The sequence below is a fragment of the Nonomuraea indica genome, from assembly GCF_002850745.1.
GTDB classification, from domain to species: Bacteria; Actinomycetota; Actinomycetes; order Streptosporangiales; family Streptosporangiaceae; genus Nonomuraea; species Nonomuraea indica.
Genome location: NZ_KZ559476.1, coordinates 282,229 through 295,694, shown reverse-complemented (window position 1 = coordinate 295,694; position 13,466 = coordinate 282,229). Strand labels below are relative to the sequence as shown.

General features: G+C 71.2%; 10 protein-coding genes. 6 read left to right on the top strand and 4 right to left on the bottom strand.

Going from position 1 to position 13,466, the window contains the following annotated elements:
* Positions 1-251 precede the first annotated feature (251 nt).
* Positions 252-1,727 carry a phosphodiester glycosidase family protein gene (locus CXR44_RS27020; RefSeq protein WP_101788911.1) on the bottom strand — a complete coding sequence of 492 codons (1,476 nt, stop codon included), beginning with the start codon at positions 1,725-1,727 and terminating at the stop codon, positions 252-254.
* A gap of 282 nt (positions 1,728-2,009) precedes the next feature.
* On the opposite strand from CXR44_RS27020, the gene trpS reads away from it, so the two are divergent.
* Positions 2,010-2,972 (top strand): tryptophan--tRNA ligase, encoded by a 963-nt coding sequence (gene trpS, locus CXR44_RS27015; protein ID WP_101788910.1) that lies wholly within the window; start codon positions 2,010-2,012, stop codon positions 2,970-2,972.
* Positions 2,973-3,156: 184 nt separating this feature from the next.
* Here trpS and CXR44_RS27010 read toward each other — a convergent pair whose 3' ends face one another.
* Together CXR44_RS27010 and CXR44_RS27005 are read right to left on the bottom strand one after the other, a co-directional pair.
* Positions 3,157-4,773, bottom strand: a complete 1,617-nt coding sequence (locus CXR44_RS27010; RefSeq protein WP_101788909.1) for a PucR family transcriptional regulator — start codon at positions 4,771-4,773, stop codon at positions 3,157-3,159.
* Positions 4,774-4,819: 46 nt separating this feature from the next.
* Positions 4,820-5,548: a TetR/AcrR family transcriptional regulator gene (locus tag CXR44_RS27005; protein WP_101788908.1), complete on the bottom strand. Its 729-nt coding sequence runs from the start codon at positions 5,546-5,548 to the stop codon at positions 4,820-4,822.
* 55 nt (positions 5,549-5,603) lie between these two features.
* On the opposite strand from CXR44_RS27005, the gene CXR44_RS27000 reads away from it, so the two are divergent.
* The gene (locus CXR44_RS27000; protein ID WP_101788907.1) at positions 5,604-7,076 is read left to right on the top strand and encodes an MFS transporter; all 1,473 of its coding nucleotides are present in this window, start codon (positions 5,604-5,606) and stop codon (positions 7,074-7,076) included.
* A gap of 43 nt (positions 7,077-7,119) precedes the next feature.
* On the opposite strand, the gene CXR44_RS26995 is transcribed toward CXR44_RS27000, so the two are convergent.
* Complete coding sequence (locus tag CXR44_RS26995; protein ID WP_101788906.1) at positions 7,120-7,818, bottom strand: alternative oxidase; 699 nt, start codon at positions 7,816-7,818, stop codon at positions 7,120-7,122.
* A 236-nt stretch (positions 7,819-8,054) separates the two neighbouring features.
* On the opposite strand from CXR44_RS26995, the gene CXR44_RS26990 reads away from it, so the two are divergent.
* The 4 genes from CXR44_RS26990 (at position 8,055) to CXR44_RS26970 (ending at position 13,384) form a co-directional block, all read left to right on the top strand.
* Positions 8,055-9,332: an aspartate aminotransferase family protein gene (locus CXR44_RS26990; RefSeq protein WP_101788905.1), complete on the top strand. Its 1,278-nt coding sequence runs from the start codon at positions 8,055-8,057 to the stop codon at positions 9,330-9,332.
* On the top strand, positions 9,329-10,837 hold the full coding sequence (locus CXR44_RS26985) for a CoA-acylating methylmalonate-semialdehyde dehydrogenase (protein WP_101788904.1): 1,509 nt from the start codon (positions 9,329-9,331) through the stop codon (positions 10,835-10,837). Before CXR44_RS26990 ends, CXR44_RS26985 begins: the two co-directional genes overlap by 4 nt.
* A gap of 67 nt (positions 10,838-10,904) precedes the next feature.
* Positions 10,905-12,083, top strand: a complete 1,179-nt coding sequence (locus CXR44_RS26975) for an extracellular solute-binding protein (protein WP_180903716.1) — start codon at positions 10,905-10,907, stop codon at positions 12,081-12,083.
* Between the two features lie 83 nt (positions 12,084-12,166).
* On the top strand, positions 12,167-13,384 hold the full coding sequence (locus CXR44_RS26970; protein ID WP_101788901.1) for a saccharopine dehydrogenase family protein: 1,218 nt from the start codon (positions 12,167-12,169) through the stop codon (positions 13,382-13,384).
* Positions 13,385-13,466: the final 82 nt, after the last annotated feature.

Here is a 13,466-nt window from a genome sequence, read left to right as displayed (position 1 = left end):
ACCGCCGGACAATCTTTGGAAATGGGGTCTCACCTTCGGGTGAGGCCCCATTTCTGTTTCCGGGCGCAGTGCCGAGAACCTCGGCGTTCTGCCCGATCGGCCTGGTGAACCGCACCCCCATGACCGGGCGGTAGCCGTGAACCCACAGTCACCGGGGGCACCGGCTCATCACCCAGAGTCGGGGGACGCGTCGTGTTAACCCATGGACAGAAAGCGCCCCCGGCCGCCGAAGCGGGCCGGGGGCGGGTAGGTCAGTTGGGGAGTACGAGGAGGGCGTCACCGACGGGGCGTTCGGCGCCGTCCGACGGGCGGTTGACGACCTTGCCCTTCACCACCATCGCCGTCGAGCCGCCGCCGTCCAGGTTGATCGCGTCCCGGGCGCCCATCCAGCGCATGAACTGCGCCGCCTCGATGAAGCTGGCCCCGACCGTCACACCCGGCTGGCGGCCGTCGATGGTGGCCAGGATCAGGGTGCCGTTGCGGGCGGTGCCGAGAAGGGTGCGCGGGTGGCGGCGGAGGATCATGTTCATGGAGTCGTGCCCGTCGCGCTTGGCGGTGATCCGGGTCTTGCCGTTGCGGACCAGGCCCACGCCGCCGGCGATCACGTGCAGGTCCGGGGTGAGCTTGATCGCCCTGCCCTTGCGCAGGTCGACGACCTTGGTGTCGAGCCTGAGGGTGGCGCCTGCCGGGGCGTACGCGGCCAGCCACTCGGCGGCGACGCCGGTGCCGTGCAACACCTGCGTGCCAGGCTGGACGGCGGCGCCGGGAGCGCGCACGCCGACGACCTTGCCGGTCGCGTCGAGCACCACGTCGGTGCCGTCGTCGGCCGGGGTCTTGGCACCCCACTCCTGGGTGTAGAGGACGAGCTCCTCTGCCACGGCGGCCCGGTTGACGCCGTTGACGGGCAGCTTGTCGCCGGACGAGGCGATGGCGGTGACGGTCGTCTTCAGCTCGGTCACGCGGGCCGCGCGGCCCTGCAGCACGACGGCGGACCGGCCGGGGACGGCCTCGCTGAGCAGCCTGCCCGCGACCACGGAGGCGCCGACCGGCTCGCCGCGCAGCTCCGCGGCCGTGTGGATGTTGAAGAAGCCGCCGTTGACCGCGGCCACCGCCTTGGCGGCCTTGGCCATCGCCGTCACGGTCTCCCGCTTGGCGACGCTGGCGCCGAGAGAGGCGGCGTACGAGCCGCGGAACGCCCTCGGGTTGATCATCATGACCTTGACGTTCCACGGACCGGTCGTCTTCAGACCGTCGTCGCCCAGGTAGTCGACCTTGACCTTCAGGCCGGCCTCCTTGAGCTTCTTGGCCATGTCCTCGGCCTTGGCCTTCTCCTCCAGCTTCCACAGCCCCACCCGCACCATGTAGACCTCCTGGGCGGGGGCGTCGGCGACCTGGGGGCGCACGACCTTCTGCAGAGCGGCGACCTCGCCGGTGGCCTCGACCTCGGCCAGCTTGGCCTCGGCGGTGTGCCGCATGCCGTAGTCGCGGCCGCTCGGCATGAGCACGGTCACGGTGTAGCCGTCGGTGGCGCGGCCGGCCTTCACGTCGTACAGGTCGATGCCCGGGGTGACGCTCGTCATCGTCCTGGTCGGGACAGACGGGACGCCCAGCGGGAACCTGGCCGAAGGGAACTTCACCGACGGCTGCTCGGCGGCGGCGACGGGCACGGTGGTGACCGTGAAGGTTGCGGCCACGGCGAGGCCTGCGGCGAGGATGCGGCGAGACATGAAAACTCCAGAGGGCGGACAAACGGACCGCACCATCCTGTCGTGATCATGGTGCTGGAGTGAGGGAAACACGCCAAACGGGTGGGAGAGGTTACGAGATTGACACCCCCACGCGGTGGGGTGGCTGATGACGCGTGCCGCCTATGATGGGGACATGACCCGCGTCAGCATGTGGTGGCGGCCGGTGGACGGCCGCTGACCTCACATGCTCGGGCCGTCCTCAGGACGGCCCCGGCGCGCGGGGTCTCTCCCCGGGGACGGCATTGACCCCAAGGAGAGACCATGGACCACGTCGTGCTCACCGGAGACCGCCCGACCGGGCCGCTCCATCTCGGCCACTATTTCGGCTCGCTGGCCAGCCGTGTCGCCCTGCAGGGCACCTGTCCGATGTACGTGCTGGTCGCCGACTACCAGGTGATCACCGATCGCGACGTGCCGGGCGCCATCCAGGCCAACATCACCGCCCTGCTGCTCGACTACCTGGCCGTCGGGCTGGACCCGGCCAAGGTGACGATCTTCCAGCACAGCGCCGTTCCGGAGCTGAACCAGTTGCTGCTGCCCTTCCTCAGCCTGGTGTCGGTGGGGGAGCTGCGACGCAACCCCACGGTGAAGGACGAGATCGCGCACAGCAGCCAGCAGGCGGTCAGCGGCCTGATGTTCACCTATCCGGTGCATCAGGCGGCCGACATCCTGTTCTGCAAGGGGACGCTGGTGCCGGTGGGCCGGGACCAGCTCCCGCACCTGGAGGTGACGCGGATGGTGGCGCGGCGCTTCAACGAGAGGTACGGGCCCGTCTTCCCGCTGCCGGAGGCGATGCTGGGCGAGAGCCCGCTGCTGCGCGGCCTCGACGGCGGGAAGATGAGCAAGAGCCGGGGCAACGCGATCGCCCTGTCGGCCACCCCGGACGAGACGGCCGCGCTCATCCGGAAGGCACGCACGGACTCCGAACGGCTGATCACGTTCGACGAGGCCGCCCGGCCGGAGGTGGCCAACCTGCTCACGCTGGCCGGGCTCTGCCTGGGCCGCGCGCCGCAGGACGTCGCCGTCGAGATCGGCGACGGCGGCGCGGTGGCGCTGAAGAAAGTGGTGACGGAGGCGGTCAACGAGTTCCTGCGGCCGATCCGGGCGCGACGGGCGGCGCTGACCGAGACCGACGTCCGGGCGGTGCTGCGGGAGGGCAACGAGCGGGCCCGTGAGCGGGCGGTCGTCACGTTGGAGGAGGTGCGCGACGCGATGGGTTTCTGACGGTCGCTCCTGACGGTCGTTCCTGACGGTCGCTCCCGGCGTCGCAATGGGCGCTCCAGGTGTCGTGATCCTCCCGGTGGCACGCGGTCGCTCGTGGTGTCGTGGTCGCCGCCGGTGTCGCCCGGCCGCTCCGGGTGTCGTGGTCCTGCCGGTGTCGCGAGGTCGCTCGGGTGTCGCGTGGTCGCTACCGGTTGTCGCGGCGGAACGACTCCAGGGCGAGCAGTGCCACGTGCAGCGACAGGCACGACTCGACGTCGTCGAGGTCGGTGTCGAGGATGCGTTCGAGGCGGCGGAGCCGGTCGTAGAAGGCGGGCCTCGACAGGTGCGCCTTCTGCGCGGCGACCGCCTTGTTGCGCCCGGCGTCGAGGTAGACGCGCAGGATCCGGGTCAGGTCGCCGCCCCGCTGGGCGTCGTGGGCCAGCAGCGGCCCGAGCTCCCGTTCGGCGAAGGTCTGCAGCCGGGCGTCGTCGCGCAGGAGGTGCAGCAGGCCGCGCAGCCGCAGGTCGGGCAGCCGGTAGAAGGGGCGGCCGTCGGGCTGGCGGACCGCGACGTCGGCCACCTGCTCGGCTTCGAGGAAGCTGCGCCGTACGTCGCGCAGGGACTCCACCACAGAGCCGGCGGCCAGCACGAACGCGCCGCCGATCTTGGAGAGCGTGCGCAGTCGTTCGGCGAGGGCGGTCAGTGCCGGCTCGGCCTGGGTGCGCGGCGGCAGCGGCAGCAGGACCCCGATGCGGTCCTGGTCGAGGGCGCCCACGAGGGCGGGCAGCTTGGCGTCGCGGCAGGCGGCGGCGGTGGCCTCGGCCAGCTCGCCGAGCTGCGCCTGGCCGTCGAGGGCCTGGTCCATCGGGTCGACGGGCCGGATGACGACGCTGACCAGCTTGCGGCCGGTCAGCGGCACGCCGACGGCGCGGGCGCGCGCCGCCGCCTCGTCGGGGTCGGCGTAGGCGTGGGTGAGGATGCCGGTGATGATGGTGCCGTGCGCCTGCCGTTCGAGCGACTCCTGGTGGCGTTCGAGCAGGCGGCCCAGGGCGAGCGTGGTGGCGGCCCGCTCGGCGAGCACCAGGTCGCGCGGCGACGGCGGCGCCTCGCAGAGCAGGATGAGCCGGCCCCAGTCCTGGCCGCGCGCGCCGACGGTGGTGACGAGCCAGCCGGAGGCCGGGTCGTAGGCGGTGCGCTCGGCCGGGGCGACCGCCCGTGACCTGGTCTCCCAGCCGGCCAGCAGGGTGCCCGTGTCACGGCCGGCCGACTCGCAGGCCAGCACCTGGTGGGCGAGGTTCTCCAGCAGCACCGGACGGCTGGACAGCCGGGCGACCTGGGCGAGCACCTCGGCGGGCGAGGCGCCCTCGACCGACAGCTCGGTGAACACCTCGTGCAGTTGCTCGGAGGCGCGCAGCTCTTCGAGCTGGATGTCGATGATGCGGGCGTGCACCGACTCGGTGATCTGCACGAACGGCGTCTCGCGGGTCAGCACGACGAGCGGCAGGCCGTGCGCCTCGGCGGCCTTGACCACGGCGGGCGGCAGCTCGCCGACGAATCTGCGGCCCAGCTCGACGATGAGCCCGGCGACGCCCACGGACGACAGCTCGGCGATGTAGTCGGCCAGCTTGCCCGGGTCCTGGGGCAGGGCCACCCCGGTCGTCAGCACCAGCTCGCCGCCGCGCAGGAGCTGGGCGATGTCGGCGATCTCCCCGACGTGCACCCACCGCACCTTGCTGTCCAGCCGATCGGCGCCGGCGACCACGCGCGGGTTGCCCCGGCGCACGGTCTCCAAGGCGAGCACGTCGGCGATGGTGGGCAGCACGAAAAGAGCCTATCCGATCAGCCTGTAAGATCGCCTATCTGCCCATTTACAGACTGAAGGGTGATTCCCTGGAGCGGTGCAGCCGGGCCTCCAGGCCGTCGAGAACCGACACCAGCCCGAAGTCGAAGCTGATCTCGCGGACCGTCCGGGCCGGGAGGTCGTTGACCTCGGTGAGGCGGTCGAGAAGGTCGGGGAAGTCCTTGGCGACGCGCGCGAACGTCTCGCGCATCTCCTTCGGGTCGATCTCCTCCGCGCCCATCGTCTGCTGCCAGGCGACCTCGGGGATGACCATGCCGAACACGTACGCGGTGAGCGTGGTGTTGGCGTAGTCGATGTCCAGGCCCTGGAACCCCGCCTGCCGGAAGCTCCGGCGCATCAGGTCGGCCATCGCCAGCGCGTTGGGGCCGAGGGCGGGCAGGCGCCCGAGGAGCGCGGCCATCCACGGGTGGGCGAGGATGACGGCCCGCATGCTGTGGGCGAAGGTGGAGGAGGTCTCGCGCCAGCCGGCCTCCTCGGGGACGGGGAGCGAGATCTCGCCCCAGATGGCGTCGTAGGCGAGCTCCAGCAGTTCGTCCTTGTTCTCCACGTACCAGTAGACGCTCGTCGCGCCGGCGCTCAGCTTGGCGCCGAGCTTGCGCATGCTGAGGCCGTCGAGCCCTTCGGCGTCGAGCAGTTCGAGCGTCGCGCGGACGATCTCCTCGCGGCTGCGGCCGGAGGTCCGGGCGCTCTGGCGGGGCTCGCGGAGCCATACGGAGGAGATCTGGGGGCCGCTCATGCTCTCAGAATAAATCCCCTCGCACAGTGTGCGAGATTCGTCGTACAGTGTGCGAGTGAAATCGAACGTTGTGCGAGAAGACTCGAATGCCGGACGGGACCCGCGGCGCTGGTGGATCCTCGTCGTGCTGTGCCTGTCGCTGTTGGTGCTGGTCGTGGACAACACCGTGCTGAATCTGGCGATCCCCAAGCTGATCAGCGACCTCGGGGCGAGTCCGGGGGACATCCAGTGGATCCTGGACGCCTACGTGCTGGCCTTCGCCGGGCTGCTGCTCACCGCGGGCAGCCTGTCCGACAGGTACGGGCGCCGTCGGTTCCTCGTGATCGGCCTGGTGTTCTTCGGCGGCGCGTCGCTGCTCGCCGTGCTGGTCTCCGAGCCGTGGCAGCTCATCGGGGCGCGGGCGCTGATGGGCGTGGGCGGGGCCATCCTCATGCCCTCCACACTGTCGATCCTCATGACGGTCTTCGACGAGGGCGAGCGGCGCAAGGCCATGGCCGCCTGGAGCGCCGTCGCCATGGTGGGTGTGATCGCCGGGCCCACGCTGGGCGGGTTCCTGCTCGACAACTACTGGTGGGGTTCCGTCTTCCTGCTGAACGTCCCGATCGCGGCCGTCGCGGTGCTGGCCGCGGTGACGCTGATGCCCGAGACCCGCAGCGCGGGGCGGAAGATCGACCCGGTGGGCGTGGTGCTGTCGATCGTCGGCCTGACCTCCGCCGTCTATGTGATCATCGAACGCGAGTGGAACGTGCCGGTCATCGCGGTCGCCGTCGTCGCGCTCGCCGCCTTCGTGGTGTGGGAGCGGCGCTCGCCGCACCCGATGCTGCCGCTGGAGCTGTTCAGGAACCGCAACTTCAGCGGGGCGTCGTTCTCGATCCTGCTGATGTCCTTCGGCGCAGGGGCCGTGATGCTCATGCTGACGCAGTACCTGCAGTTCGTGCTGGGGTACGGGCCGATGCGGGCGGGGCTCGCGCTGCTGCCGTACGCGGTGGCGGCGGCCCTGTTCAACGGCGTGGGCGCGGCCCTCGGCCAGAAGGTGAGCAACCGGATCCTCGTCTCCGGCGGGCTGCTGGTCATGGCGGGCGGCTTCGCCGTGCTGGCGACCACCACCGGATACCTGCCGCTGCTCACCGGGCTGCTCGTCATGGGCGTGGGCGGCGGGCTCGCCGGCCCCGCGGCCTACGCCTCACTGATGGGGGCGATCCCGATGGAGCACGCCGGTGTCGGCTCCGCGCTGAACGACACGGTCCAACAGGTCGGCATGGCGCTCAGCATCGCCATCCTGGGCAGCGTGCTGGCCGGCGTGTTCACCGCGTCCATGCCGGAGGGCGTGCCCGAGGCGGCCCGCGCGTCGATCGGCGACGCCTTCAAGCTCGGCGTGGTCGAACCGGCCAAGGCCGCCTTCACCGACGCCGTGCACTTCGGCTCGTGGGTGGGTGGCGGGTTCTGCGTGGCCGCCGCGCTGCTGGCCCTGGCGGTGCTGCGGCCGTCCGCCCCCGCCGCGGCTGAGCCGGAGCCCGCGCAGGTCTGAGCCCGAGCCCGCAAGGGCTGAGCCGGAGCCCGCGCAGGTCCGGCTAGCGGACGCGGGGCTCGCGCATGCTCTGCAGGCTGTCGAGCTTGTGCATCCGCTCGTCGTGGCCGATCTGCCGCAGCAGGTCGGCCACCGAGCCGTAGCGGCCGTACTGCTCGGCGTAGGTGCCCGGGTCGGGCATGTGCTCCAGGTGGGGGTTGTCCGCGACGAAGGTCATGTACTCGTGTTCGGCGTGGTCCTCGAACTCGGCGTTGAGCCGGTAGCTCCAGTCGGGCCTGACCAGGAACAGCACCCACGACACGTGGTAGTAGACGAACGAGATCAGCCAGGGCGCCGCCCGGTGCAGCAGCCACGTCTGCCGGTGGCCGTGGCGCTGCACGAGGTCCTGCATGATCAGCAGGTGCCACTGCTCATTGTCCTGGTCGGCGCGGGCGTCCACGATCCGCTCGAAGACCCGCTTGGCGAGCGCGGAACGCCCCGCGTGCCGGTGCACCGCCCAGTAGCCCATCCGCTCCCACGCCTGGTACGGCACGCGGGCGATGATCTCCAGCATGGCGAATTTGGTGAACGAGCCACGCCGGCCGTACAGCAGGTCCACCGGCTTGAACATCATCTTGGCCAGCAGGCCGTAGGCCATGCGCGGGGTGTCCAGGGTCTCCTGCTGGGCGAGGCGCAGCTCCGCCGGGCCCAGCTTCGGCGGGCCGGAGGGGGCTTCGGGGCGGTGGTCGATGGTGAGCGTCATGTCCGTCTCCTCTGGGCGTTCCGGTCGATGTCCTGATCGTGGGTCATCGGCCCCCTCCCGGTCGTCGGCCGCCGGTGGTCAATCACGGTGCCTCCCGTGGCGTACCGGCAGCGGGCGGCGTACGCCCGCGAGCGCACGGGAGATCCCCTAGGGGGTGACAGCCTGTAACGCTTTTCGTCGGCGAGCCGACACGATGGAGGGGCGAGGAACCGCCGGGCAGACGGGATACTCGAAGCATGTCGGAGCTTCTCGCGCGCCATCGGGCCGTCATGCCCAACTGGCTGGCCCTCAACTACAACGAGCCCATCGAGATCGTCAGCGGCAAGGGCAACCGTGTCGTCGACTCCGAGGGCAAGAGCTACCTCGACTTCTTCGCCGGCATCCTGACCAACATGATCGGCTACGACGTGCCGGAGGTGCGCGAGGCCGTCGAACGCCAGCTCGCCACCGGGGTCGTCCACACCAGCACGGTCTACCTGCTGCGCGGCCAGGTCGAGCTGGCCGAGAAGATCGCCCGGCTCTCCGGCATCCCCGACGCCAAGGTGTTCTTCACCAACTCCGGCACCGAGGCCAACGAGACGGCCCTGCTGCTCGCCACCTACGCCCGCGGCAGCGACCAGGTGCTGGCCATGCGGCAGAGCTACCACGGCCGCAGCTTCGGCGCCATCAGCGTCACCTCCAACCGGTCGTGGAAGAACAACTCGCTCTCCCCGCTCAACGCGCACTTCCTGCACGGCGCCGACCGGCACCTGGCCCAGTTCAGGGGCATGTCCGACGCCGAGTACATCCAGGCGTGCGTGGACGACCTGCGCCACGTGCTCGCCACGTCCGTCGCCGGGAACGTCGCGGCGCTCATCGCCGAGCCGATCCAGGGCGTGGGCGGCTTCACCATGGCCCCCGACGGGCTGTTCGCCGCCTACCAGGAGGTGCTCGCCGAGCAGGGCATCCTGTTCATCTCCGACGAGGTGCAGACCGGCTGGGGCCGCACCGGCAGCGCGTTCTTCGGCATCCAGAACCACGGCGTGACGCCCGACATGATGACCTTCGCCAAGGGGCTCGGCAACGGGTTCGCGGTCGGCGGCGTCGTCGCCCGCGGCGACCTCATGGACGCCCTGCCCGCCGTCGGTCTGGCCACGTTCGGCGGCAACCCCATCTCCATGGCCGCCGCCAACGCCACCCTCGACTACGTGCTCGACCACGACCTGCAGGCCAACGCCGCCCGCACCGGCGCCCTCATCGTCGACGGCCTGCGCGAGGCCGCGACCCGCCTGCCGATCGTCAAGGACGTGCGCGGCAAGGGCCTGATGTTCGCCGTGGAGCTGGAGAGCCCCGCCCAGGCGGCCCGGTTCATGGAGGAGACCAAGAAGGCGGGCCTGCTCGCCGGCAAGGGCGGCCTGTACGGCACCGCCATCCGCATGGCCCCGCCGCTCACGCTGACGGTCGAGGAGGCCGCCGAGGGGCTGGCCATCATCGTCAACGCACTCGAGACCATCAACGCAGAGGCAGCGCAGTGAAGTCAGTCAGCCACTGGATCGACGGAGCCCTCGCCGAGGGCGACACCTCACGCAAGGGAGAGATCTTCAACCCGGCCACCGGCGAGGTGGCCGGCCACGTCGCCATGGCGTCCACCGCGGACGTCGACGCGGCCGTGGCCGCAGCCGCCGCGGCCTTCCCGGCCTGGCGCGACGCCTCGCTGGTCAAGCGGACCCAGGTGCTGTTCCGCTTCCGCGAGCTCATGTACGCCCACCGCGACGAGCTGGCGGCGCTGATCTCCGCCGAGCACGGCAAGGTGCACGCCGACGCGCTCGGCGAGGTGGCCCGCGGCCTGGAGGTCGTGGAGTTCGCCTGCGGCATCCCGCACCTGCTCAAGGGCGGCTTCTCCGAGGGCGTCTCGACCCGGGTCGACTCCTACTCGATCCGCCAGCCGCTCGGCGTCGTGGCCGGCATCACCCCGTTCAACTTCCCGGCCATGGTGCCGATGTGGATGTACCCGCTCGCCATCGCCTGCGGCAACGCCTTCGTGCTCAAGCCGTCGGAGAAGGACCCGTCGGCGTCGCTGCTCATGGCCAGGCTCTGGCAGGAGGCCGGGCTGCCCGACGGCGTGTTCAACGTCGTCCAGGGCGACAAGGTCGCCGTCGACCGGCTGCTGGAGCACCCCGACGTGCGCGCCGTGTCGTTCGTCGGCTCCACGCCCATCGCCCGCTACGTCTACGAGACCGGCACCGCCCACGGCAAGCGCGTCCAGGCGCTCGGCGGGGCCAAGAACCACATGCTCGTGCTGCCCGACGCCGACCTCGACCTGGTGGCCGACTCCGCGGTGTCGGCCGGCTTCGGCTCGGCCGGTGAGCGCTGCATGGCGATCTCGGTCGTGCTCGCCGTGGAACCGGTCGGCGACGACCTCGTCAAGAAGATCGCCGACCGGGTCGACAAGCTGGTGGTCGGCCCCGGCGACGACCCGAGGTCGGAGATGGGGCCGCTCGTCACCCGCGAGCATCGCGACAAGGTCGCTTCCTACCTCGACCTCGGCCTCGAGGAAGGCGCCAAGCTGGTCGTCGACGGGCGCGAGACCGCCGTGCTGGGCGGCGGCACCGCGGCCGAGGCGCCGGGCTTCTGGCTCGGGCCGACCGTGCTCGACCACGTGCCGGCGGGTTCGCGGGTGCACACCGAGGAGATCTTCGGGCCGGTCCTGTCGATCGTCCGCGTCGGCTCGTACGAGGAGGGCGTGCAGATCGTCAACGGCGGCGAGTACGGCAACGGCACGGCGATCTTCACCAACGACGGCGGCGCCGCCCGGCGCTTCCAGAACGAGGTGGAGGTCGGCATGATCGGCGTCAACGTGCCGATCCCGGTGCCCATGGCGTTCTACAGCTTCGGCGGCTGGAAGGCGTCGCTGTTCGGCGACACGCACGTGCACGGCACCGAGGGCGTCCACTTCTACACCCGGGGCAAGGTCGTGACCTCCCGCTGGCTCGACCCCTCGCACGGCGGGGTGAACCTCGGCTTCCCGACCAACAAGTAGTCCGGCGCGTCTCCCCCCAGGTGCGGTCCCGGTAAGCTCCTGGACACGGCCCTAGGGGGGAGAGATCGTGGACCGCCGTACTTCCGTCGTGGCGCTCGCCGTCGCCGCCCTGGCCGCCGCCGTGGGCGCGGCCTCTCCCACAGCGGCTCCTCCCACGGCGGCCTCTCCCACGGCCTCGTCTCCCACGGCGTCCTCTGCCACACCGGCGGGGTCCACCGCCTCGCCGGTGACCAAGGGCTCGCCCACCCCCACGCCGCCGGCGAGTCCGGCCCGCAGCGACGGCACGCTGCAGATCCTCACCTACCACGGCTACGCCGACTACGCCGACACGACCGCCGAGTTCGAGAAGGTCACCGGCTGCCGGATCGCCCGTTTCGACACCGTGCAGACCGCCGCCGAGATGAGGGACAGGGCCGCCCAGCGCCCCTACGACGTCATCTCGGCCGGGCCCGCGCTCGCCGCCGAGCTCGTGGAGAGCGGCCAGGTGCAGCCGATCGACACGGCCGAGGTCGCCGGTTACACCGACCTGAGCAAGCGGTTCCGCGACATGTCCACCAAGTCCGGCAAGGTGTACGGCGTGCCCTACCTGTGGGGCTCCCACGAGTTCCTCTACGACTCCTCGCGGGTCAAGGACGGCGACGACCTGCGGCGGGTGTTCGACTCCGACGACGTGGCGCTCCAGGACAGCCCGCTGACCATCGCCGACGCCGCCCTCGCCGACGAGGACGTGGACGATCCGTACGAGCTGACCGAGGAGCAGCTCGACCGGGCCGTGCAACTGCTGGCCGAGCACGCCGAGCGCACCTACTGGCGCAACCCCCTCGACCTGGTCAAGGGCTTCGCCACCGGCCGGCTCGACTACGCCCAGGCCACCCCCTACTACCGGCTGCTGCTGGAGAAGGCGGGCAAGCCGGTCAAGGCGGTCACCCTGGCGCGGACCACCGGCTGGGTCGACTCCTGGATGCTCGGCGCCGGGGTGCCCGACACCGAGTGCGCCTACCGCTGGCTCGGCTACACCACCTCGGCCACGGTGCAGCGCAAGGCGGCGGCCTGGGTGGGGCTCGCTCCGGCCAACCCCAAGGCGTGCACGCGCGGCGCCAAGCGCGTCTGCGACGCCTACGGCGTGGGCAAGGACAGCAGGCTCGACCGCATCGCCTTCGCGGTGCGCCCGCCGGGCGGGTGCGCCGACGGCAAGTGCGCCGGCTACCAGGCCTGGATCGGCCACTGGCGGAAGCTGGCCGAGTAGGCCGGCACCGGGCCGTTCGCGCCCGCGGGTGAGCCAGGCGCCAAAATTCGACTGAATGACCAGTCAGTGAGTATGGTCGGTACATGAGAATCCTGCTCGTGGGAGCCGGCGGCGTCGGCTCCGCCGTCGTGCCCATCGCCGCCCGCCGACATTTCTTCGAACACATCGTCGTGGCCGACTCCCAACAGAGCCGGGCGGCCCGTGCCGTCGCCGCCGTGGACGACCCGCGCTTCACCGCCATCACCCTCGACGCCTCCGACCGCGCCCAGGTCGTGGCCGCCCTCCGCGAGCACCGCTGTGACGTGCTGTTCAACGCGGTCGACCCGCGCTTCACGATGCCGCTGTTCGAAGCGGCACTCGAAGCCGGAGCGCACTATCTCGACATGGCCATGTCGCTGTCCAAGCCGCACCCCAGCCGGCCGTACCAGGAGCCCGGGGTCAAGCTCGGCGACGAGCAGTTCGCGCGCGACGGCGAGTGGCGGGCCAAGGGCAGGCTCGCCCTCGTCGGGATGGGCGTCGAGCCGGGGCTGGCCGACGTGTTCGCCCGCTACGCCGCCGACCATCTGTTCTCCCGCATCGACGAGGTGGGGGTGCGCGACGGGTCCAACCTCGTGGTGGAGGGCTACGACTTCGCGCCGACGTTCTCCATCTGGACCACGATCGAGGAGTGCCTCAACCCGCCCGTCGTGTGGGAGGACGGCCGGTGGCGCACCACCGAGCCGTTCAGCGAGCCCGAGGTGTTCGACTTCCCGGCCGGCATCGGGCCGGTCGAGTGCGTGAACGTCGAGCACGAGGAGGTGCTGCTCGTGCCGAGGTGGATCCCGGCGCGCCGGGTGACGTTCAAGTACGGGCTCGGCGAGGAGTTCATCGGCGTGCTCAAGACGCTGCACAAACTGGGCCTCGACAGCGCCGACAAGATCAGGGTGGGCGGCGCGGAGGTGGCGCCGCGCGACCTGGTGGCCGCCAGCCTGCCCGACCCCGCGACCCTCGGCGACCGCATGCACGGCAAGACCTGCGCCGGCACGTGGGTGAAGGGCGTCGGCAAGGACGGCCGCCCGCGCGAGGTGTACCTGTACCACGTGGTGGACAACGCCTGGTCGATGCGCGAGTACGGCGCGCAGGCCGTCGTCTGGCAGACCGCCATCCACCCGGTCGTCGCGCTGGAACTGGTCGCGAACGGGGTGTGGAAGGGCGCGGGTGTGCTCGGGCCGGAGGCGTTCGACGCGGTGCCGTTCCTCGACCTGCTGCACGAGTACGGCTCGCCGTGGGACATCCGCGAGACACCCCGCCAGGCGGCCTAGCGCATGGGGCACTGCTCGACGGCCTGACCCTCGTGATCACGCGCCGGGGCGGCCGTCGGTGAGGCCGCCCGATCCGGCCCCC